This is a genomic window from Planomonospora sp. ID67723, from assembly GCF_015711605.1.
Lineage (GTDB): Bacteria > Actinomycetota > Actinomycetes > Streptosporangiales > Streptosporangiaceae > Planomonospora_A.
The window spans coordinates 748,020-770,322 of sequence record NZ_JABTEZ010000005.1 but is presented as its reverse complement, the minus strand read 5'-3'; the positions used below and the strand labels follow the sequence as shown (position 1 = coordinate 770,322).

The following is a 22,303-nucleotide window of genomic DNA, read 5'->3' as shown; positions in this document are numbered from 1 at the left end:
GTATGACGGTGAACAACCTCAGTCCGGGTGAACCCCTCCAGATCGGACAGTACCGAGTGCTCGGCCGGCTGGGCCGGGGCGGCATGGGAACCGTCTACCTCGGCGAGGCCTCCGACAGGCAGCAGGTCGCCATCAAGGTGATCAATTCGGAGTACAGCCAGCACGAGCAGTTCCGGATGCGCTTCCGCCGGGAGGCGGAAGCCGCCCGGCGGGTGCGGCGGTTCTGCACGGCGGCGGTGCTGGACACGGCGCTCGACGGCGACCAGCTGTACGTCGTCACCGAGTTCGTGCCCGGCCCCAACCTGGAGGAGGCCGTACGATCCGGCGGCCCGCTCCGCGGCTCCAGCCTGGACGCGCTCGCGGTCGGCGTGGCCACCGCGCTGACCGCGATCCACGGCGCGGGGGTCGTGCACCGCGACCTCAAGCCGTCCAACGTGCTGCTCTCCCCGGTCGGCCCCCGGGTGATCGACTTCGGCATCGCCCGTGCGCTCGACACGCTCAGCGGGGTCACCGGGACCGGTGAGATCATCGGCACCCCGCGCTACATGGCGCCGGAGGTGCTGCGCGGCGAGCCGGTCTCCCCCGCCTGCGACGTGTTCTCCTGGGGCTGCCTGGTGGCCTTCGCGGCGAGCGGGCGCTCCCCGTTCGGCGGGGAGGCCCTGCACGCGGTGCTCTACCAGGTGCTCAACACCGAGCCCGTGCTGGAGGGCATGGAGCCGGCGCTGCGCGAACTGGTCTCCTACGCCATGGCCAAGGAGCCGGGCCACCGCCCCACGGCCCAGCAGGTCCTCGACCACCTGGTCGGCCGCTCGGCCGCCCCCGAGCAGGCGGCCCACTCGGTCCAGACCGTGTGGCAGCAGAGCCCGCCCACGCTGCGCGAGACCACGCCGTGGGCGGGAGCCGTACCGCCCGGCACCGAGCCCCGGACCGGGACGCCGGCCCCGACCGGCCAGGTCGCACACGCGGGAGCCGCCGCGCACACCGGCACGACCGGGCTCGTGGCGCCGGACGCGCACCCCGACGCGCTCGGCCGGACCGGCCCCGGTTCCACATGGCCGCCGGGCGGGACCCACGTCTCGGGCACCGGGCCTGGGACACACGCCCCGGGCGCCGGGTCCTCCGGGCCGGGGCCGGCCGCGGCGCGGCGGAAGAAGACCCTCATCGGCGGGGCGGTCGCGGCCCTGGTCGCGGTGGGCTGCGCCGTCGGCGCCTACCTCGCCCTCACCTCGGGCGGTCCCCCCAAGGACCTGACCCTGCTCTACCAGGACGACTTCACCCAGAGCGGCACCGGCTGGAGCGGCGGCACCTACGACGAGGGGACGGGCGGGTACGGCTACGCGCCCGGCGGCTACTACGCCCTCGACGTCGACGGCGACAACGCCGTCCGCCGGGAGACCGCCCCGATCCCCTTCACGCCCCGGCAGCCCGCCACCCCGGACCCCTCCGCCACCCCGACCCCGATCACCCCTCACCGGCTGCTGCTGGGCGTCAGCGTCGCGACCCGCAACGGCAGCACCGGATCGGGCGAGTACGGACTGTTCTGCCGGGGCGAGGACGACACCAAGGCGACGCGCTACGAGTTCCTGATCGACACCTCCGGCAAGGCCCGCATCCGCAGGACCGTCAAGAGCGCCGGGGGCGACCTGGCCGAGCCCGTCCAGCTCGACCTGCCCAAGAACGCTCCCGTCCGGCTCCAGGCCGAGTGCGCGGGCGGCCAGAGCGGCGTGCGGCTCACCATGTGGGTCGACGGGAGGCAGGTGCACTCGATCCTGGACGACAACCCGCTGCCCACCGGCGAGGTCGGCATGATCGCCCGGGTCGGGGAGAGGAGCGGCGCCGTCCTGAAGGCCTCCTTCGACAACTTCACGATGCACGGCCCGGGCACCGCGCAGAAACAGCCCTGACCGCCCGCGCCCGTCCCGGTCTCCGGGGCGGGCGCCCGCGGCGGCCCCCGGCCGCCGCCACGGCGATCTCCCTGCTCCGGGCGGGAACAACGAATGATCGGCTCCCAGTTGGGGAAGACCGAGACATCCGTCCGAGCAAGGAGCCCGTCAGATGCGCGCCACAGTCGTCTCCGCCACCGGCGGTCCCGAGGTCCTCACGTACTCCGACTGCCCGGAGCCCGAGCTCAACCCGGGTGACGTGCTGGTCGACGTCATCGCCAGCGGCGTGAACTTCATCGACGTCTACCACCGGATGGGCCGCTACCCGCTCTCACTGCCCTTCGTCCCGGGCAACGAGGGGGCGGGCACGGTCGCCGCGGTCGGCGAGGACGTGGAGGGCGTCTCCGTCGGCGACGTGGTGGCGTGGGCGAACGTGATGGGCAGCTACGCGGAGAGGGCCGTCGTGCCGGTCTCCCACCTGCTCCTCGTGCCCGAGGGGGTCGAGCCGGAGCTGGCCGCGGCCGTGACGCTCCAGGGGCTCACCGCGCACTACCTGACCCACTCGGTGCACGAGGTGAAGCCCGGTGACGACGTGCTGGTGCACGCCGCCGCCGGGGGCATGGGCCTGCTGCTCACCCAGATCGCCAAGCTCCGCGGGGCCCGGGTGATCGGCACGGTCTCCACCGAGGAGAAGGAGGAGCTGGCCCGTCAGGCCGGCGCCGACGAGGTCCTCCGCTACCGGGGCTTCGCCGACGCGGTCCGCGACCTGACCGGCTCCGGCGTGCACGTCGTCTACGACGGCGTGGGCGCGGCCACCTTCGACGAGAGTCTCGCCGCCCTGCGCCCGCGCGGCATGATGGCCCTGTACGGCCAGGCCAGCGGCCCGGTCCCGCCGGTCGATCCGCAGCTCCTGGCCAGGGAGGGCTCCCTGTTCCTGACCCGCCCCTCCCTGGGCTCCTACATCGCCACCAAGGACGAGCTCGCCTGGCGGGCCTCCGACATCTTCGGCTGGCTGGCCTCCGGCAGGCTCCGGGTGCACATCTCCCGCCGCTACCCGCTCGCCGAGGCCGCCCGGGCCCACGAGGACCTGGAGGCCCGCCGCACCACCGGCAAGGTGCTGCTCATCCCCTGATCCCGGTCCCCGTACGGCCGCGCCCTCCCGCCGTCGGGCCTTCCCGCACCGCCTCGGCCGCCGCCTCTCTCGTGAGGCGGCGGCCGTACGTCATTCCGCGGGCTCCCGGCGGGCGAGGCCGACCGGGAACGCGTCGAAGGTGACGATGACCCGGGCGGTGTCCGGGACGTCCTCCTTCCTGTCCATCGCCCTCGCGTGATGAGCGTCGATGACCTGGGAGACCTCCCGGACGAGCCCGGCGAGTTCCTCCCGGGTGAGGCGCATGACCCGGCGCAGGTCGAGGGTGGCCTCGGTCCACTCGCGGGGCGTGCTCATCGACTCCTCCAGCCAGCGGCTCAGGTCCGCGCTCCGCTGACGGATCACCTCGGCGAGCACGAACTCGGCCGCCTGCGCCGTGTCGGGGTCGCGGCGGAAACGGTCCCCGTCGAACCCGAACGGCCGGGACCGCCACCAGCGCTCCTTCCCCTTCCCCCGCTCCGGGGCCTCCTCGATGAGGCCGTGCCGGGCGAGCTGGCGCAGGTGGTAGCTGGTCGAGCCGGTGTTCTCCCCGGTCCGGGCGGCGAGCTGGGTCGCCGTGGCGGGGCCGTGGTCCTCCAGCAGCTCCAGCAGGCGGAGCCGTACCGGGTGGGCGAGCCCTTTGATCGCCGAGGCGTCCAGCTCGCGGACGGGGTGCTCACGGATCGGCGAAGTGCCGGTGTCGGGGGTCTTGTCATCCATCGCGTGCAGCCATACCTTTGCAAAGGAATATTTGCATACTTCCTTTTACACGTTACCGGAGGCACCCGTGCCTGGACGACCCTTCCGCTGGTTGTGGACCTCTTCCGCTCTCTCCAACACCGCCGACGGCATCGTGCTCATGGGTGTGCCTCTGATCGCGGTGGCCATGACCCGCTCGCCGCTCCTGGTCTCTCTGGTCAGCGTGGCGGCGACGCTTCCCTGGCTGCTGTTCTCCCTGCACGCGGGAGCACTCGCCGACCGGCTGAACCGGCGGACGATGATGGTCACCGCGACCTGGACCCGGGCGGGCGCGCTGACCGTGCTGGCGCTGGCGGCCTGGCTGGGGATACTGGACCTGCCCGTGCTGCTGGCCGGGGTCCTGCTGCTCGGCGTCGGTGAGGTCTTCGCCGACAGCGCGGCGCAGGCGGTGGTGCCGATGGCGGTGCCGCGCGACCGGCTCACCGACGCCAACGGCAAGCTCGTCGCCGCGCAGACGGTCGGCAACAACTTCCTCGGCGGCCCGCTCGCCGGAGTCCTGATCGGGATCGGCGGCACCGCGGCGCCCGGCGCCACGGCCACGCTCGGAGCACCGGCCCTCCTCTACGCGGCGGCGGGACTCGCCCTGCTCGGCATGCGCGGGCGTTTCCGCGTCGAGGCCCCCTCCTCCGGCCCGCTCCGCGCCGACATCACCGAGGGACTGCGGTACGTGTGGAACCACCGCGTGCTGCGGAGCCTGGCCGTCTTCGCGGGAGTGTTCAACTTCGCCAACGACGCCTACTTCGCGGTCTTCGTCCTGTGGGTCGCCGGCGAGGGGTCGCGGGTGGGACTCACCCCCGTCGGGTACGGCCTGCTGGGAGTGGGGCTCGCACTCGGGGCGGTCGCGGGCTCGCTGGTCGCCGAGCGGCTGGCCCGGCGCGCCGGGCAGGCCAGGACGCTGACCGCGGTCAACGTGGTCAACGGGCTCCTGCTGCTCGTGCCCGTCCTCGTCCCCACCGTCCCCGTCATCGGCGTCACCGCCGTGCTCCTCGGTGTGACCAACGCCGTCTCCAACGTCCTGCTGGTCTCGCTGCGCCAGCGGCTCATCCCCGAGCAGCTGATGGGCCGGGTGCACGCGACCATCCGCCTGATCGGCATGGGGGCCAGGCCCCTGGGCGCTGTGGCGGGCGGGATCCTCGCCACCGCGGCCGGGCTGCCCGCCGTGTTCTGCGCCGCCGCCGCGCTGTGCGTCCTCACCATCCTCCTCGTCTCCCGGGCGGTCACGACCCGCTCGGTGGCCGCCGCCGAGGCCGAGGCGGAGGCCACCACAGCGGACCTCGCCCAGGCCACCGCGGCGGCGGCCTGGGGAAGGTCCGCCGTGACCGCGGAAACCGTGACCGCGCCTGCGGCCGAGGCCCGGCCCGTGACCGCCTGAGGCCGCGTCATTTCCCGGCTTGCGAGGCGAGCGGCTGGGCGGGCCAGTCGAGGAGGCGGGCGCCCAGGACCGCCGTCTCCAGGGTGAAGCGCTGGGTGGGGTCGTCGGGCGAGAAGCCGGTGAGCCGGCGGATGCGCTCCAGCCGGTAGGTCACCGCCCGGGTGCTGATGCCCAGCTTGCGCGCGGCCGCGGTCTGGTTGCCCTGGGCGGCGAAGACCGCCTCCAGCGTGCCGAGCAGCGGATCCGGCCCGCCCCGCGCCTCCAGCAGCGGGCTCAGCACCGTCGTGACCAGGTCGTCGATGGCCTCCCGGTCGCGCAGCAGCACCGGGAAGACCAGCAGGTCCGCGGCCCTGAGCACGGCGGCCCGCAGGCCCAGCCGGTCACCCAGCTCGATCGCGTTGCCCGCCTCACGGTAGGAGGCGACCACCCCGCCGGGTCCCCGGTGCGGACGGCCCACCCCGACCCGCCAGCCGGGTTCGAAAGCCTGCCGCACGTGGTGGGTGAACTCCCCGGTGGCCGCGGCGAGGGTGCCCGGCGCGACGCAGACCAGCAGCCCGTCCCGGACCGCGATCAGCACGTTGTGCGAGCCGAACCGGGCGATCATCGCCTCCTCGATCCGCCGGACCACCGGATCGCCGTCCCACAGCGGCCTCGGAGAGGAGGAGACGCGACCGGCCGGACCGGAGCCGCCATCGGATGTTCTCGCCCGTGCGGGATCGGACGGCGGCGCACCACCGGCCGCCGGGCCGGACAGGCGGGCGACCGCGACCACGTAGGACTCGGCGAGCCGGAGGCCGAAGTGCTCGGCGCGCTCGGCGAGCCGGTCGGCCCGGCCCTGCAGCAGGTCGTCCACGAACTCCCTGCGGGCCGCCTCCTCCTGGCGGATCGCCAGCCGCTGGGCGTTCTCGTAGCCCTCCATCAGGGCGGAGACCGCCCGTCGCAGGGCGGGGAGCAACGCCGTACCGAAGCCCCGGCCCGGCCCGGCGCCGTCCGGCCCCGCAGGTCCGGCGAGCCCGGCCGATTCGGCCATGGCCAGGGCGGCGTCGACCAGCTCCCGCAGCGGCACGCCCAGCTCGGCGGCACGCGCCCCCGACGTCCGGTAGGCGTCGATAACCTCACGGCCGGGCAACCGCCCGGTGGCGACCGCCTCACCGAGCACGCGGGGGTGCCCGCCGAGCAGATCGGCGGGCACCCCCGTCACCGCCGCCTCTTCGCTCGACGCACGCCGGCTTCTGCGATCTCTGAGTTGCCGTTCAACCGCACGCCGACTTCTGCGATCTCGTCCATCAGACTCCTACGTCACGCCGGTCGAAGGCGAGGACCGCGGTGACCAGCAGCACGACGGTCGCCCCGGCCAGTACAAGGTAGTCCGCGACGGGGAAGCCCTGGTAGAGGGGCCTGCCGTCCAGGTAGTAGTGGAACGGCGAGACCCAGCGCAGCCAGGAGATCGCATCCACGCTCTTTCCCAGGGTCTCCACGACGTACCCGCCGACCGCGACCACCCCGACGACCGCCATCGCCGGTCCCTTGCGCCCGGTGGCCGCACCGACCGTCAGCGACAGCGCGCCGAAGAACAGGGCGAGCAGGAAGACGCCGGTGTGCACCGCGAGGATCCGGCCGACCGGGACCTCCATGTCGGAGACGACCGAGAGCCCCCAGGCGAGCAGGAAGGTCGCCGTCGCGACGGCGAGCAGGCCGAGGGCGAGGGCGACGAACCGCTCGAAGACCAGCCGCCTGCGGTCGATCGGGAGCGTGACGGTCAGCTCCAGCGTGCCGGACTCCTCCGGCTGGGCGATCGCCCGGTTGCCGAGGATCATCGCGCACACGATGAACAGCATCGGCCCGAACAGCTGGTAGACGACGCTGCTGAGGTATCCGATCCCGGAGGTGAAGTCCTCCATGCCGCCCATCAGGTCGCGCATCGCGCCGGGGAACTTGGCCAGGGCCTGCGGGCCGTAGATCTCCTTGTTCTCGGAGATGTTCGGGTAGAACGACAGGTAGAGGGCGAAGAAGGCCCCGATGCCGACCGTCCAGCGGACCAGCGAGCTGCGGTAGTCCCGCAGGCTCTTAGACACCAGCACGGGCATGACGGCCCTCCTGTTCGCTCTCGCTGTAGTAGGCCAGGAAGATCTCTTCCAGGTCGGGCTCGGCGCTGACCAGATGCACCACGGTGAACCGGGCCGCCGCCTTGACCAGCGCGTCGGGACGGCCGTCGATCGTGCAGCTCACGGCCGCCCCCTCGACCCGCAGGTCCCGCACGCCGGGCAGGTCCTCGAACGCCTCGCGGGGCACGGGCGCGTCGAAGTGGAGCTCCACCCGGCGCACCGCCTTCTCCCGCAGGACCGCGATGTCCTCGACCGCGACCAGCCGGCCGCCGCGGACGATGCCCACCCGGTCGGAGACCTGCTCCACCTCGGCGAGGACGTGGGAGGACATCAGCACGGTCCGCCCGCTCGCCCGCACCTCACGGACCATGGCCAGGAACTCCTGCTGGACCAGCGGGTCCAGGCCGCTGGTCGGCTCGTCCAGGATCAGGAACTCCGGCTCGTGCATGAAGGCCTGGATCAGCCCGACCTTCTGTTTGCTGCCCTTGGAGAGCTTGCCCATCGGAACCGACAGGTCGGCGTCCAGCCGCTCGGCGAGCGCCGCGATCCGGTCGCGGGACACCCCGCCCCGGGCCTGTCCCAGGAAGGCCAGATAGGCGCTCGCCCTCTCCGCGCCCTCCAGGGCCAGCTCCCCGGGAAGGTATCCGATCCGCCCGCGCACGGCCGGATCCCGGGGGTCGGCCCCGAGCACGCTCATCCGGCCCCGGGTGGGGCGGATCACGTCGAGGAGGAGCCGGATGGTCGTCGTCTTGCCCGCGCCGTTCGGGCCGAGATACCCGAACACCTCTCCGGGGCGGATCTCCAGGTCGAGATCTTCCAGCCCTCGGCGCTTTCCGTAGAACTTCGTGAGTCCCTCGGTCTCAACTACCGCTGTCATGCCCCCGATGGTGCTCCCGCACCGACCGCCCGGACCATGACTCGATCACGACACTTGCCCGCCCCTTCGCTTCCCGCTTCCGGAAGCCGCCCACCACCCGGCGATCCGGCGCTCCCGACCCGACGAGTCGAACCTCGCGTCTTTCGGAACCGGGTGGAGCCGTACAGCCGGCTTCCCGATGACGTCCTCAGCGAAGCCGCGGCTCCCCCGCTCAGGAAGGTCTCAGGCCCCTACCAGTCCTGGGAGAGGCCGGACATGCGGCGGAGGTATTCGTCCTCGTCGATCTCGCCGGCCGCGTAGCGGCGCTTGAGGATCTCGCGGGGATCGTCAGGGGCGGGCGCGCTCCTGCGACGGGAGGTGTGGACCACGAGCGCGACACCGAGGACCACCGCGGCGACCGCTGCGATGACGAAGAGGACCAGCACCATCCGGGTGATCACCGTTCACCGTCCATACCCCCATTCTGCGAGAAATCCGGGGCTTCGTGGAGGGGTCCACCCGGCGGCAGGACCGGCAGGCCCGCCGGGGCGCCGTTCTCCAGGAGGCGGAGCAGGGCATCGGTGTCGACGTTCTGCTCGATCAGGTCGCCGAGGGCGTCCAGGCGCTCCTCGCGCAGCGCGGCGAAGCAGGTGCCCGGCGCGGGGGTGAAGTCGCGGCCGGAGGCCGCGGCCACCTCGCGCAGGAACGCCCGGCGGAAGTCGTCGTTCTCCAGGGCTCCGTGCCAGGTGGTCCCCCAGACGGTCCCGGCCCGGCAACCGTCCAGGAAGGGGGCGCCGCCTTCGGCGGTCACCACGCCGTGGTGGATCTCGTAGGCGGCGACGCGGCAGCCGTACGCGCTTCCGACCGGGCGGCCCAGCGTCTTGTCCGCGGCGAACTCCACCGTCGCGGGCAGCAGCCCGAGCCCTTCGACCAGCCCGGCCCCCGACTCGACGTCGTCGCGGATGGTCCGGGCGAGCATCTGGTAGCCGCCGCAGATGCCCAGCACGACCCGGCCGGACAGCGCCTCGGCCAGGCCGGTGGCGCGTAGCCAGGCCAGGTCGGAGACCGTGGCGCGGGAGCCGGGCAGGACCACCAGGTCGGCGTCGTCGAGCTCGGCCGGGGAGGTCACGAAGCGCACGACCACGCCGGGCTCTGAGGCGAGGGCGTCGACGTCGGTGAAGTTGGAGATGCGCGGCAGCCTGACCACGGCCACGCGCAGGGTCTGCCTGCCGTACGGCGTGCGCGCCGGAGCGGCGGGCCGGTTGTCCAGGGCGAGGGAGTCCTCGACGTCGAGCCAGAGCCCGTCCAGCCAGGGCAGCACGCCGTACACCTCACGGCCGGTCAGGTTCCGGATCATGTCGAGGCCGGGTTCGAGGAGCTCGCGCGCCCCCCGGAACTTGTTGATCACGAATCCGGCGACCAGCGCCTGGTCGGCGGGCTCCAGCAGGGCCACCGTCCCGTACAGCGAGGCGAAGACCCCGCCCCGGTCGATGTCGCCGACCACGATGACGGGCAGGTCCGCGGCGCGGGCCAGGCCCATGTTGGCGATGTCGCCCCGGCGCAGGTTGATCTCCGCGGGGCTGCCCGCACCCTCGCAGACCACCACGTCGTGGCGGGCGCGCAACCGCTCCAGCGCGCCGACCGCCGTCTCCCGGAGGTGCTCCTTGACCTGCCAGTACTCCATCGCGTCGACGTCGGCCAGCGGCCGGCCCATGACCACCACCTGGCTGCGCCGGTCGCTGCCCGGCTTGAGCAGGATCGGGTTCATGTCGGCGCTCGGCTCCAGGCCGCAGGCGGCGGCCTGCATCGCCTGAGCCCGGCCGATCTCCGCGCCGTCGGCGGTGACGAAGGAGTTGAGCGACATGTTCTGCGCCTTGTACGGCGCGACCTTCACACCCCGCCGGGCCAGCCACCGGCAGATCCCCGCGGTGACGACGCTCTTGCCCGCGTCGGACGTGGTTCCGGCGACCAGCAGCGCGCCTCTCATGCCTTCTCTCCCCCACTCTCCCGCCGGACGCCGCCGGATGTCGTCACCCGCCAGGGAACCGCGCCACAGCCGCTCACGCCGGACGGCGCTCACCCGCGCGGAGCGCGACGAGGACGGCGAGTCCCGCAGCGGCGAACCCTACCGCGCGCGCCAGCCGTACCGAGCGGCGGATGTCCCGGACCGACGGCTTCGGCCCGTCGCCCATCTCCGGCCGGTGCTCCACGCGGCTTCCGTAGACGTTCGTCCCGCCGAGCGTGACGTCCAGCGCCCCGGCGAACGCCGCCTCGCACCGGCCCGCGTTGGGGCTGGGGTGGCGGTGGCCGTCCCTGCGCAGCACGGCAGCGGCCCGCCTCGACGAACCGCCCGCGAGGGGGGCGGCCAGGACGGTGAGCAGCCCGGTGATCTGGGCCGGTACGGCGTTGGCGACGTCGTCGAGGCGGGCGGCGGCCCAGCCGAAGCGCGCGTACCGGGCGTTGCGGTGGCCGATCATGGCGTCCAGCGTGTTGACCGCCCGGTAGGCCAGCAGTCCCGGCACTCCGGCCACCGCTCCCCACAGCAGCGGCGCGACCACGGCGTCGGAGGTGTTCTCCGCGATCGACTCGACCGTCGCCCTGGCGAGCTCGGGTTCCTCCAGCCGGGACGGGTCCCGGCCGCATAGGTGCGGCAGCCGCCCGCGCGCGCCGGCCAGGTCACCGGCCTCCAGGAAGGCCGCCATGGCCGCGCCCTCTCGGCCGAGCGTGGTCCCGCCGAGCACCGACCAGGTCGCCACGGCGCTCACCGCGCCCCGCGCGAGCGGATGCCGTACCCGGCCGGCGACGGCGCCGAGCAGCGCCGCGGAGCCGACGCAGAGGGCGACGTGGACGGCGCCGTCGGCGCGGGCGTCGCCGTACAGCCGCTTCTCCAGGGCGGCGGCGGCGCGGCCGAACAGCGCGACCGGGTGCCCGCGGCGCGGGTCGGCGAGGACCGCGTCGAGGGCGACCCCGGCGAGCATCCCGAGGGCGTGGGCGCTGGCGGGCGAACCGGTCCCGGAGCGTCCGGCTCCGGATGAGACGTTCCTACACGAGATGGGCATGGAGCTCATCCTGGTGGACGTCAAGCCAGGCTCCGGCCCGGCGGATGCGCGTCCCGGCGCCCTCGGCCCACACGCGGGCCCAGCCGCCACCGGAGGCGGCCCTGGTTCGCATCGCGATGTAGGAGCGGCTGAAGCGCAGACGGGCCAGGTCGAGGAGGCGGCGGCGGTCGCGGGGCGCCAGGCCGTACGCGTCGCAGAACAGGCGCAGGCGGGGGCCGACGGCCAGATCGCGCTGGAGGGGATCCAGGTCCACCGGGTCGGCGAGGGGCGCCCAGTGGCGCAGGGTCGTCACGACGTCGAAGAGCCGGGTCGTCGGCCGGGCCAGGTCGAAGTCGATGAGCGCGCACGGCAGGCCGTCACGGAAGATCACGTTGTCGAGGTTGACGTCGCAGTGCCCGACCAGCTCGGGTGCCCGGTCGTCGTTGGAGCCGTTCTCCCAGACCGCCTGCCGGGGCGGCCGGAAGGACGCGGCGGCGTCGTGGAAGCGGCGCAGCAACCCGGCGAGCGCGGCCAGCGCCTCGTCGGTCACCGCGTACGACGGCAGCGGGCGGAGCCCCGACTCGCCCTCCAGGTAGGTGAGGATCTCCCGGCCCCGCTCGTCGAGGCCCACCACCCGTGGAGCTCCGTCGAACCCCGCCGCCTCCAGGTGCCGGAGCAGCGCGTGCACGGACGGCGTGGACGGACGGGTGGGCCTGCGCACGGTGTCGCCGACGCGCACCACCCCGTCCGTCACATCACCGCCCAGAAGGGGGATCTCCTCATAGGCCGTGGTGACGAACATGCCAATTGAGCCTAGACCGGCCCGCCCGGTGGTCGGGACCGTACGGACGGGCCGGCATGCCCTGCACAGGCACCTCCGGTAGGCGCCGAATGAGCCGCCCGTCGGCGGGCACTCGATCTCGAACAGCCGCCAGAATGCGATGTATCACACGATCTGCGCGGCTGCTTCGAGACCCGACGCCCCACCGGCCCTCGTGCGATCGGCCTCGTTTCACTCCTGCACCGCCCATGCCTGCCGTCCCGGGCTTCGCCGGCCGCGACAGAGAGTGATCGACGCGACACGAGAGGAAAACCGATGCATGGGCACTCCCAGGATCATGCACAATTAGGCGGGAGCGCCCTTAGCTCAGCTGGATAGAGCACCGGACTTCTAATCCGACGGTCGCAGGTTCGAATCCTGCAGGGCGCGCTGCCGAGGCCAGGTCATTTAGCCTATGACCTGGTCTTTTGCATTCCCAGAGCTCGTCCCTCCCCTGCCGCCGCAGGCGGCCGGATGCAGCCGTATGCCACCGGTCACAGAACATACGCGGAATGCCCACGGCCCCGTTTGCCCAGGTGGGGCCGGGAGTTTCGGAGGTTCGCGCGGTGGTTCGGGGCCGGAACGCCGAAGGACCCCGAGAGGTCCCGGGGTCCTGGTGGTGCCTGCCGTCGACGTCATGCGGCGAGCGCGTCGAGGATGCGCTGGTCGGCCACATCGCGTTGGCCGTCGATGCACTTGGCGTAGACCTTGAGCATCACGTCCACTCCGTGGCCCGCCCGCTCGGCCGCTTCGGGGGCGTGCACTCCGGCGTTGAGCCAGAGGGACACGGCCGCGTGACGCAGGTCGTACGGCCGGGCCGCCAGCGGCGAGGCGACCTGATCGGGTGTGAAGGCGTAGGTCCGGGCCTCCTTCCAGACCTTGGCGTAGGCCGAACCGGAGATCAGCCCGCCCGTGCGGGTGCGGAACAGCCGGCCGTCCGAACCTGTCGATGTGGTCCCGGAGGAGGGTCACCAGCTCCGGTGGGATCGGGACCTCCCGGATCACCTTTCGGCCCCGGTGCTTGAGCCCGCGATCGTCGTGGGTCTCCCCCGAGTCGGTGAACCGCTTGTTGCTCTGCGGCCTGGTCTTCTCCAGTGTCAGTAGACCCCAGCCGGACGCGGGGAGGTGGCAGTCCTTCTTGCGCAGTCCCGCCGCCTCGGCCGGGCGCAGGCCGCCGAAGTACATGGAGGCGAACATGGCTGCCAGCATCGGCCCACGTGACCGGCCGACGTAGGTCACCGCGGTCAGCAGTTCCCTGGCTTGAGCTGGATTGACCACCGAGCGCCGGTCGGTCTCTCCCGTGGACTTGGCCTTGCGGAGCTTGACCCGGTGCAGTGGATTGGCCGGAAGCTCCTCCAGCTCCACCGCGTACTCCAATTGTGTCGGATTTCGCCGTTCAGGGCTTCTCTGGGCAGTCAGCCACCACCCATGTAGCGATCAGGTCCCGGCAGGTCACCATGACCGCTCCCGGCCGGAACGCGACCTCGTGGGTGCATCCATCAGGGTGCGACAGGATCTCGTCGAGGATCACCACACTGCGCGCCTCCGCCCCAGAAGGTGCCGCGATACCGAGCCTGGACTCCGCCACCCCTTCATAGCGGATGATCAAGTCCTCTTCGCGCTTCCAGCAGTTGTGCTTGAGCATGATCTCCATAGAGGTTTCCTCGCCGCCCTTACCGGAGGAGAGCCGTTCCAGGCACTCGACCGGACTGATGACACCATCGACAACACCACCACCGGGCAGGGTCATCGAGGCGTTGAGATCGACGTACTTCATGCGTCGGCAGCATCCGGAAGCACGCGGGTGCGACCGCTGCGGAACATACACGGAATGATCTTCACTTCACCCACCGCGCCATAGCCCATGGCCCATGGCCACCGCATTACGGAACCACCAACGGCCGATCCACGCCTAGTCCGGCGGTCGCGGGTTCGAATCCTGCAGGGCGCACTGCCGAGACCAGCGGGAACCCCCGTATGGCCTGCGACTATGTGGACGGCCGGGGTTCGCCGCATCTTGCCGCCTACGGCACCCGACAGCCGTGCTCGTGCACCACCCCACCGCCCACGCCGCCCGACCGGCCGTCTTCCGGTGTCTCACCCGAGCCTGCCGAAGAGGGCGTCCGCTCCTACCCGCCGCATGAATGGCGCCCATCGAAACAGACTCCGAGCTGACAGAAATTTGTCCGATTAGTTAAAGAAGTCATATTCTGTGACGTCATGTCAGCCGCCCGCCACGCCCTCCAGCGCCCCCGGACCGCGAGATCGGAGCGCAGGCTGGAGATCGACGGGTTACGTGCGGTAGCCGTACTCCTCGTGGTGATCTACCATATCTGGCCGCGCCGGGTCTCGGGCGGAGTCGACGTCTTCCTGATGCTGACCGGCTTCCTGATCACCGGCTCGCTCCTGCGTAACGAGCACGTCAAGCTCTTGGCCTTCGCCAGGCGCCTGGTGCTCAGGCTCCTGCCGGCCGCCGGGCTGACGCTGCTCGGCGTGCTGATCGGCATGGTGCTGATCCTGCCGAAGACGCGCTGGGACGTCACGGTCGCCGAGGTCGTCGCCTCCGCCCTGTACTACGAGAACTGGCAGCTGGCCTTTTCGGCGGTGGACTACCTGTCGGCGGGCAACGCGGTGAGCCCGGTGCAGCACTTCTGGTCGCTGGCGATCCAGGGCCAGTTCTACGTGATCTGGCCGGTGCTCCTGCTGATGGCCCGGCGAAAGCTCCGGGCCTTCGTGGGGCTGATGACCGCGGTCTTCGCGCTCTCCCTGGCGTACTCGATCTTCCGGACGGCCACCGATCAGGCCTGGGCCTACTTCGACACCGGCGCGAGGTTGTGGGAACTGGCGCTGGGCGGGTTGCTCGCCGTGGCCCTGCCGTTCCTGAAGGTGCCGAAACCCGTGCGGGCGGTGCTCGGCTGGCTCGGCCTGGCGGCACTGGTCGCGTGCGGGCTGGTGCTGCAGGTCTCTACGAGCTTCCCGGGCTACGTCGCGCTGTGGCCGACGCTGGCAGCGGCGGCGGTCATCGTGGCGGGTACGGCCGGTGGCGCGGACCGGCTGCTGACGCTCCGCCCGGTGCTGTACGTCGGCCGCATCTCCTACGCGCTCTACCTGTGGCACTGGCCGATCTTCGTCTTCTACCTCGTGGCCACGGACCGGACCGCGGCGAGCTGGAAGGGCATCCTGCTGATCCTGGCCGCCAGCTTCGTGCTGGCCGCGGTGACGACCGAGCTGACGGACCGGACGGGCAACTGGGGGCCGCTGCTGCTGGCACCCGCGCTCGTCGGGGCCGTGGTGGTGACCTTCCTGCCCCGGCAGCAGGGCAACGCGATCACGCCCGCTCCGGCGCTGGCGGCCAAGGACCGGCCCAGGTCGTACGAGGACGGGTGCGCGCAGCATCCCAGGGAGGCGGAAGTCCTCGTCTGCCACTACGGAGCGAAAAACCCGGACAAGACCATCGCCCTGGTCGGCAACTCCCACGCCGCCCACTGGCTGCCCGCCCTTGAACTGCTCGGCGAGGACAACGGCTGGCGGATCGTCAACATCACCAAGGGCGCCTGCACCCTGTCCACGACCGTGCAGCTCTACAAGGGCAGGCCCCAGCCCACATGCGATCAGTGGCAGGAGGGCGTGCTCGCCGAGCTCCGCAAGCTCGACCCGGACCTGCTGATCACCACCGCGACCGAGTCCAGCGAATGGGAGCGCGGCGAGAACATGCCCGGCGGGTACCTGGAGCGGTGGCGGCAGCTCGGCGCGATGGGCATCGACGTCCTGGCCATCCGCGACACGCCGCGGATGGGCTTCGATCCGCCCGAATGCGTGGAGACCAAGGGCGCCGCCGCCTGCGTCGCGCCTCGCAGCCTCAGCCTGGCCGAGCGCATGCCGGCGGCCGGGCCGATACCTGCCAACGTGACGGTCGCCGATTTCAACGCCACGTTCTGCCCGGACGACCGCTGCCCGTCGGTGATCGGCAACACGCTGGTTTACTCCGACAACGGCCACATCACGGCGACGTTCATGCGCTCGCTCGCCCCCGCACTGGAGAAAGAGATGCTACGGGCGCTCGCAGGCGGGCAGGCGAACTCTCAGAGGTAGTTGCCGGAATGCCTCATCACGCTCAGGCGTGGCCGCCGACGGTGACGGGACCGATGGTGAGCCGTGGCGTGCCTTCGAGGATCTCCCCTAGCCTGTCGACCTGGTCGTCGAGGTCCCGGCGCCGGGCGGCGGTGAGCGCGCCGAGCGGTTCGACGGTAATGCTGATCCTGCGGCCGGACCGGCGCTGGTGCCACAGGCCCGCGACGACGCCGTCCATGAGGAGGATCTGGAAGTTGCCGGGCAGGACGCGTTCGGCGGCACGGCCCGGATAGAGCGACGCGGGCGGCTGGTTGCCGACGCGATAGGCATAGCCGTCGAAGTAGGGAAGGAGCCGCACGCCCTGCGGCGGGTCCGCCGGTACGTCGAGATCTCCGGCGGCGACCCAGGCGCGTTCGCCTTCGACCGCGACCTCCTGGAGGGCCTCGCCCAGCGACCCGAACAGTTCCTTCGCCCATGTCGCCGGGACGCCCAGCCAGTGCGCGAACCGCTGGGGCGTGGACGGCCCGTACGCATACAGGTAGCTCGTCACCAACCAGGGCAGCGCCGTCTCCGCGTCGGCGGGCTCGAAGCCCGGCAGCCACCGCTGCGGATTGGTGTAGGTGACCTTACGGCCCCTGTTGGGAGCGAAGCACAGGACGCCGCGCATCCCGGCCAGGTGCATGGCCTGGCGCCAGCGCGGCCACTTGCCCTGGAACGCCTCCATCACCGGATCGCCCGCCCAGGGGCCCGTGCGTTCGACGACCGCCTCGGTGAGCTCGTCGATCGTCAGCTCGGCGTCGTCCAGCGCGGCGGCGACGGCCGCCACCACCTCCTCGGTCTGGTCGGGTGTGAGCCGGACGTCGGGCGGCATGGCGTTCGGCGCGGCGGGGAGGGCCGACAACGCTCCGACCCACAGCGGCAGATCCCGGGCCGGCGTGAAGTGCACCGTCCCGCGCAACCCGTAGGTCTTGACGAGGCTGCGCTCGTTCCACAGCGCCTCCCGTACGTCCAGGCGGGTGGCGCCGTCGATGCGCATCGCGACGGCCAGCTCGGCGGCCGACATGACCTGGGCATGGGTGCTCGCCATCGCGGCCACGATGTCGGCAGGCCGGGCGGTCTTCGACGGGACGGTCAGCGCATGCCGGTCCAGGCGCCGGGAGTGCACGTCGGACCAGGAGAAACGCGGCAGATCGTTCATCGGTGGTGGCTCCCCCTGCTCGGTGTCAGCGGACTTTGCCGAAGAAGGCGCGCAGGTCGCGGGCCAGGGCGTCCGGTTCCTCCATGGCGACGAAGTGTCCGCCCGGGTTGCTGTCCGGCCAGTGAATGATCTTGTTGTTCCTGTCTGCGAGGCGGCGGATGGCGGGCGGCCCGCAGTAGACGCCGGTCGGCACCCGGTCCTGACCTACGGGCCAGCGGAACTCGGTGCTCTCGTACATGAACCACGACGACGAGCCCGAGGTCCCGGTCAGCCAGTACAGCGTCACGTTGGCGAGCAGCAGATCGCGGTCGATGGCCTGGTCCGGCTCGTCGACGGTGATCGCGAACTCCTTGTTCTTCTGCATCATCCACGCCAGCAGCCCGGTGGGGGAATCGTGCCAGGCGAACGCGAAGGTCTGCGGCGCGGCGCGCAGCAGCGGGTGGTGGTCCACACCGCCGCCCACCCACTGCCGCATCTCCGCGTACTGGGCGAGCTCCTCGGCGTTCATGTCCGGGACGTCCTCGTCGGTCGGGAACCCGATGCCGCCGGTGATGTGCACGCCGACGACGTGCTCGGGGTCGGCTTCGGCGACCGCAGGGGTGATGTAGGCGCCCAGGTCACCGCCGTGCGCGCCGTACCGCTCGTACCCCAGGCGGCTCATCAGCTCCGCCCACATCCGCCCCACGTCCGCCGCACCGAAACCGGTCGCGCGCGGCGCGACGGAGAATCCGAAACCCGGGACCGACGGCACCACCACGTGGAACGCCTGCGACGGGTCGCCGCCGTGGGCGCGCGGATCGGTCAGCGGGCCGATGAGGTCCATGAACTCCACGACCGAGTTCGGCCAGCCGTGCGTCAGGATCAGCGGCAGCGCGTCGGGCTCGGGCGAACGGACGTGCAGGAAGTGCACGTCCAGGCCGTCGATCTCGGTGACGAACTGCGGGAACGCGTTGAGACGCGCCTCCTGCGCCCGCCAGTCGAAGCCGTCGCGCCAATAGCCGGCCATCTCTTTGAGGTAGACCACCGGGACCCCGCGGCTCCAGCCTTCCCCGGGCAGTTGCCCGGGCCAGCGGGTCCGGGCCAGCCGGTCGATCAGGTCGTCCAGATCGTGCTGGGGGACGTCGACGCGGAACGGGCGGATCTCGGTGCTCACGGCACTCCTCAATCGGCTTGGCCGGCCGCGATCTGCGGCGACGTCCTCGACATTAGGCGGCATATAGGACAGTTCATGGCCTAGATGCACGGCATGATGGATGTCGTGAGCGACACTCCCGCCCGGCTGCTGAGCCTGCTGTCCCTGCTGCAGATGCCACGCGAATGGCCCGGCAGCGAGCTGGCCCGGCGGCTGAAGGTGAGCCCGCGCACGATCCGCCGCGACATCAACCGGCTCCGGGAGCTCGGTTACCCGGTGGAGGTCACCATGGGCGCCGTGGGCGGCTACCGCCTGATCGCCGGCACCGCGATGCCGCCGCTCCTGCTGGACGACGAGGAGGCGGTGGCGATCGCGGTCGGCCTGCGTACGGCGGCCGGGCATCCCGTGGACGGCATCGGTGAGGCCTCCGTACGCGCGATGGCCAAGCTGGAGCAGGTGCTGCCCTCCCGCCTGCGCCGCCGGGTCAGGGCGCTCAGCGCCGCGACGGTGCCGATGGCGCCGAACGCGGGCCGGTCGAGCGTCGACCCGGAGGACCTGACCTCGCTCGCCGCAGCCGCCGCCAACCACGAGCGGCTGCGATTCGCGTACGAGGCCGCCGACGGCGGTGAGACCCGTCGGCTGGTGGAGCCCTACCACCTCGTTCCCACCGGTCGGCGCTGGTATCTGGTGGCCTACGATCTCGACCGCGACGGCTGGCGCATCTTCCGGGTCGACCGCGTGCGGGAGCCGCGTCCCACCGGGCAGCGGTACGCGCCGCGCGAACTCCCGGCCGAGGACGCGGCCGAGTTCGTGACCGGCAGGCTCTACTCACTCGTCCCGACCTACACCGCGGTCGTCACCGTGCGCGCGCCGGCGGCACAGGTCACCGGGCGTCTGGGTGACAAGCCCGGTGACGTCGAACCGATCGACGATCACACCTGCCGGGTGCGCAGCCACACCGACACGCTGCCCTGGCTCGCCCAGTCGCTGGTGATGCTCGGGCATGAGTTCGAGGTGCACGAGCCCCCGGAGCTCATCGACTACCTCAGGGAGCTCAGCGCCCGGGCCGCCCGGGGTGCGGCGCGGTCGGGGAGACCGCTGAAGATGCGGGGCCCGGCCTCGCCGTGAACAGCGACGGGGTCAGCCTGGTGTCATACCTGCGGCGTAATCGAGAGCGTTTCGCAGGATGTGAACGCCGGTGAACCTGAGTGGTCAACGCATTAGTCTGATTCCGGGGCGACTCGGACGGAGGCACGCACGCAGATGAGCGAGACAGATCCGCACATCCACGTCGAGCAGAAGGTGATGCAGTCCGGTGCCGCCTTCCGCAATGTGATCGTGTCGTCGTTGGGGCTCGTGCCCGACGCGCCGAGTGTCGTCACGACCGGCTGCGGGCTCCAGGTCCCCTATGCGATGACCTCTCACCGTCCGGAAAGCGTCACCTGCCTGGCCTGCCGGGAACACGCTCACCGGGAGTACCTGCGCTTCGCCGAGCAGGTGGAGCGCCTGAGCCGGATGCCCGGCGCCCCCCTCACCGGCGACCAGGCGGCCGAGGCCGCGCAATGGGCCCGGGACCTCGCGAAGAGGTTCTCCGGCTAGCGCGGTCACCACGCGACAACCGGGTCGGCGTTCCCGGCGCGGACGCCATGATGATCAGCGCCCGGCGCAGGTCGCGTCCGTGGAAGTGGCCGAGGCTGCAGGCCTTGGCTTCCTTCCCTGTCCGACACGTTGGTGTACGAACCGGTCGCGACCCCAGGAGGCCGGAGATCCGAACACCGCCGCCGCTGTCGACGGCGTTCGTGCACGCCTCCGACGGGCAGATGGTGACCGGCTTCGAGACCGGCGGCCCCGACGGCCGCCACCGCATCGCGATTCGCGTTCGCTAACGGGTATGAGGCAGCCATATCGGCAGAGCGTCCAGCAGGGCGTCCCACCCCTTCGCCAACAGCCACCATGCCCCCAGAGCGAGCATGACGCCCAGCAGCAGCGCTATGGCGATCAGTCCGGTCACCTGCGCGGTCACCTGCGCGGTCACAGGGGATGGTCATCGTGTGGGTGCGCTCTCGCGGAGGCGGCCGTCACCGTCGACGGGCAGAACGGCCTGAGTGCTCACCTGCCGGTTGGCCACCCGGTTCGAGTCTGCCTGAGGCAGGCCCGTCAGCTCTCATCGGGCTCGCTGATGCTCCGATGCCGCCCTGCCCTCGCACCGGTAGACAGCTCCTGCGGGAGTGCGCTGGAGTTGACCCATGAAACGGCGGGGAGGACGGGCCGGGCGGAGGACGGCCGGGGTGGTCTTGCTCATCGCGGCCGCGTCGGCGGCCGGGGTCGCGCTGCCGGCCGGACGGGCCGGGACGGAGGCGGCCCCCTACGTCCCGGCCTGGAGTGCGCTCGCCCTGACAGCCGTGGTGCTGGCCACCACCGGTCTGGGCCTGGCGCTGGGCGGGCCCCGGCGGGGTGATCGTACGGAACTGCGCGTGCTGTCGTGGTGGTGGGTGCTGACCGGAGTCGTACTCATCGTCGTCTCCATGTGGGGCGCCACGGCGGTCCTGCTGACCCTGGCCGACACCGCGCCGGACGCCGCCAAGCGTGTCGAGCTGCGGCTGGACGCGGTCAAGACCGGTCTGACCGTGGGCGCCGGCGCCGCCGGGCTGGTGGCACTCCTGCTGGGGGTGCGCCGTCAGTGGCTGGGCGAGCGGACCCAGGCCTACCAGGAGTACGACGCCGCCGAGAAACGCGTGACCGAGCTGTACACCAAGGCCGCCGACCAGCTCGGGCACGACAAGGCCGCGGTGCGCCTGGCCGGGCTGTACGCCCTGGAACGCGTCGCCCAGCACAATCCCGAACACCGCCAGACGATCGTGGATGTGATCTGCGCTTACCTGCGCATGCCTCCTGTGCTCACCGATCCCGCACGGGCACAGTCCGCCGAGGCCGACGGCGGCCCTCCGGACCGGAGAAGACCGGATGCCCGGGAGCGGGAACTCCGGGCGCTCATCGACCCCCAGGAGCTTCAGGTCCGCATCGCGGCGCAGCGGATCCTCCGTGACCACCTGCGCTGGAGCCGATCCGAGCAGTCGCCTCCGGCCACGTTCTGGCCTGGCATCGACCTCGATCTCACCGGCGCGTGGCTGGTCAAGCTGGACCTGATCGACTGCCGGATGCGCGGGGCCGGATTCGGCAACGTCGTCTTCGAAGGGTTCGCCCGCTTCGACCGGGCCGCCTTCGGTGGAAGGACCATGTTCGCGGGAGCCGTATTCACCGGTACCGCCGACTGGGATACCGCCGATTACAAAGCCTGTTTCCAGGAGGCGCTGTTCGAGGGCGAAACGGTGTTCCGGGAAACCGTCTTCGCTCAACGGGCCGATTTCAGGGGCGTGGCCTTCACGGGCAGCGCGCTCTTCAGCCGGTCCGTCTTCAGGGGTCTGGCCGTCTTCCGCGGTGCCCGGTTCGGGGCCGAAGCGTTTTTCAGCGCGGCCGCGTTCGCCGGCGAGGCCGTCTTCCGGGAAGCGGAGTTCTCCGGCCCCGCGTCCTTCCAGGACGCCGCTTTCGATACCGCGCCCGCTCTCTGGGAGGCGCGGGTGCACACCGCTCCCGGCATCCTGCGCAGCTGGCCTCCGGGCTGGCGCGAGGTCCCCTCCCCCGACGGCTCAAGCTCCACCCGTCTCATCGACGGCGCCGCCTCCGCCGGTGAACCGCCCGTCCCTGATCACACGGTGCCGCCGGCGGACGCACCCGACGTGCTCGACGCGTGCTCGCATGCCCCGGAACACACCGTCGGTACCCGGCACGATCCATCGCCGGAACCAGCCGAATGACGAACGAGGCGTCACCGGACGGCGGCCGGGAGCCTCGGCCGGCAGCGACCCGGGCGGCACCGGCCCGCACGGGCGTGGCGGATCGTGAGAACGGCGGGCTCCCGGCATGACCCGCGCCGGCGAGG

At 71.8% G+C, this 22,303-nt stretch carries 19 protein-coding genes and 1 tRNA gene; 8 read left to right on the top strand and 12 right to left on the bottom strand.

What is annotated here, in order from left to right; all coding sequences use genetic code 11:
- The first annotated feature begins 2 nt into the window (after positions 1–2).
- Together HS041_RS34155 and HS041_RS34150 are read left to right on the top strand one after the other, a co-directional pair.
- Positions 3–1,904: a serine/threonine-protein kinase gene (locus HS041_RS34155; RefSeq protein ID WP_255530186.1), complete on the top strand. Its 1,902-nt coding sequence runs from the start codon at positions 3–5 to the stop codon at positions 1,902–1,904.
- A gap of 151 nt (positions 1,905–2,055) precedes the next feature.
- Complete coding sequence (locus HS041_RS34150) at positions 2,056–3,015, top strand: quinone oxidoreductase family protein (protein WP_196444966.1); 960 nt, start codon at positions 2,056–2,058, stop codon at positions 3,013–3,015.
- A gap of 90 nt (positions 3,016–3,105) precedes the next feature.
- Here the strand turns inward: HS041_RS34150 and HS041_RS34145 are convergent, their stop codons facing one another.
- Positions 3,106–3,732 (bottom strand): helix-turn-helix domain-containing protein, encoded by a 627-nt coding sequence (locus HS041_RS34145; RefSeq protein ID WP_196444965.1) that lies wholly within the window; start codon positions 3,730–3,732, stop codon positions 3,106–3,108.
- Positions 3,733–3,799: 67 nt separating this feature from the next.
- On the opposite strand from HS041_RS34145, the gene HS041_RS34140 reads away from it, so the two are divergent.
- Positions 3,800–5,143 carry an MFS transporter gene (locus HS041_RS34140; protein ID WP_307845585.1) on the top strand — a complete coding sequence of 448 codons (1,344 nt, stop codon included), beginning with the start codon at positions 3,800–3,802 and terminating at the stop codon, positions 5,141–5,143.
- Between the two features lie 7 nt (positions 5,144–5,150).
- On the opposite strand, the gene HS041_RS34135 is transcribed toward HS041_RS34140, so the two are convergent.
- From HS041_RS34135 to HS041_RS34105, 7 genes are all read right to left on the bottom strand, one after another.
- Positions 5,151–6,344 carry a PucR family transcriptional regulator gene (locus HS041_RS34135; protein ID WP_307845584.1) on the bottom strand — a complete coding sequence of 398 codons (1,194 nt, stop codon included), beginning with the start codon at positions 6,342–6,344 and terminating at the stop codon, positions 5,151–5,153.
- Between the two features lie 85 nt (positions 6,345–6,429).
- Entirely contained in the window at positions 6,430–7,230 is an 801-nt protein-coding gene (locus tag HS041_RS34130) for a DUF2705 family protein (protein WP_196444964.1), read from the bottom strand.
- On the bottom strand, positions 7,211–8,125 hold the full coding sequence (locus tag HS041_RS34125) for an ABC transporter ATP-binding protein (RefSeq protein ID WP_196444963.1): 915 nt from the start codon (positions 8,123–8,125) through the stop codon (positions 7,211–7,213). Before HS041_RS34125 ends, HS041_RS34130 begins: the two co-directional genes overlap by 20 nt.
- A gap of 230 nt (positions 8,126–8,355) precedes the next feature.
- Positions 8,356–8,565: an SHOCT domain-containing protein gene (locus HS041_RS34120; protein ID WP_196444962.1), complete on the bottom strand. Its 210-nt coding sequence runs from the start codon at positions 8,563–8,565 to the stop codon at positions 8,356–8,358.
- A complete protein-coding gene (locus HS041_RS34115; protein WP_196444961.1) occupies positions 8,562–10,091 on the bottom strand; it encodes a cobyric acid synthase in 1,530 nt (509 codons plus the stop codon). Before HS041_RS34115 ends, HS041_RS34120 begins: the two co-directional genes overlap by 4 nt.
- A 73-nt stretch (positions 10,092–10,164) precedes the next feature.
- Positions 10,165–11,163, bottom strand: coding sequence for a cobalamin biosynthesis protein (locus tag HS041_RS34110; protein ID WP_196444960.1), 999 nt, complete (start codon positions 11,161–11,163; stop codon positions 10,165–10,167).
- Complete coding sequence (locus HS041_RS34105; RefSeq protein WP_196444959.1) at positions 11,147–11,944, bottom strand: phosphotransferase; 798 nt, start codon at positions 11,942–11,944, stop codon at positions 11,147–11,149. The genes HS041_RS34110 and HS041_RS34105 overlap by 17 nt, the downstream gene beginning before the upstream one ends.
- 334 nt (positions 11,945–12,278) lie before the next feature.
- On the opposite strand from HS041_RS34105, the gene HS041_RS34100 reads away from it, so the two are divergent.
- A tRNA-Arg gene (locus HS041_RS34100) sits at positions 12,279–12,352 on the top strand.
- A gap of 245 nt (positions 12,353–12,597) precedes the next feature.
- Here HS041_RS34100 and HS041_RS39845 read toward each other — a convergent pair.
- Together HS041_RS39845 and HS041_RS34090 are read right to left on the bottom strand one after the other, a co-directional pair.
- The gene (locus tag HS041_RS39845; RefSeq protein WP_304609561.1) at positions 12,598–12,750 is read right to left on the bottom strand and encodes a hypothetical protein; all 153 of its coding nucleotides are present in this window, start codon (positions 12,748–12,750) and stop codon (positions 12,598–12,600) included.
- 608 nt (positions 12,751–13,358) lie between these two features.
- Positions 13,359–13,739, bottom strand: coding sequence for a hypothetical protein (locus HS041_RS34090; RefSeq protein WP_196444958.1), 381 nt, complete (start codon positions 13,737–13,739; stop codon positions 13,359–13,361).
- A gap of 443 nt (positions 13,740–14,182) precedes the next feature.
- On the opposite strand from HS041_RS34090, the gene HS041_RS34085 reads away from it, so the two are divergent.
- Positions 14,183–16,054, top strand: coding sequence for an acyltransferase family protein (locus HS041_RS34085; protein WP_196444957.1), 1,872 nt, complete (start codon positions 14,183–14,185; stop codon positions 16,052–16,054).
- A 22-nt stretch (positions 16,055–16,076) separates the two neighbouring features.
- Here the strand turns inward: HS041_RS34085 and HS041_RS34080 are convergent, their stop codons facing one another.
- Positions 16,077–17,231: a winged helix DNA-binding domain-containing protein gene (locus HS041_RS34080; protein WP_196444956.1), complete on the bottom strand. Its 1,155-nt coding sequence runs from the start codon at positions 17,229–17,231 to the stop codon at positions 16,077–16,079.
- 25 nt (positions 17,232–17,256) lie between these two features.
- Positions 17,257–18,384, bottom strand: a complete 1,128-nt coding sequence (locus HS041_RS34075; RefSeq protein ID WP_307845583.1) for an epoxide hydrolase family protein — start codon at positions 18,382–18,384, stop codon at positions 17,257–17,259.
- A 105-nt stretch (positions 18,385–18,489) separates the two neighbouring features.
- Between HS041_RS34075 and HS041_RS34070 the strand changes: the two genes are divergently transcribed.
- From HS041_RS34070 to HS041_RS34060, 3 genes are all read left to right on the top strand, one after another.
- Entirely contained in the window at positions 18,490–19,491 is a 1,002-nt protein-coding gene (locus HS041_RS34070; protein WP_307845582.1) for a helix-turn-helix transcriptional regulator, read from the top strand.
- A 135-nt stretch (positions 19,492–19,626) separates the two neighbouring features.
- Positions 19,627–19,962 (top strand): hypothetical protein, encoded by a 336-nt coding sequence (locus HS041_RS34065; protein ID WP_196444953.1) that lies wholly within the window; start codon positions 19,627–19,629, stop codon positions 19,960–19,962.
- A 689-nt stretch (positions 19,963–20,651) separates the two neighbouring features.
- On the top strand, positions 20,652–22,178 hold the full coding sequence (locus HS041_RS34060; RefSeq protein WP_196444952.1) for a pentapeptide repeat-containing protein: 1,527 nt from the start codon (positions 20,652–20,654) through the stop codon (positions 22,176–22,178).
- Positions 22,179–22,303: the final 125 nt, after the last annotated feature.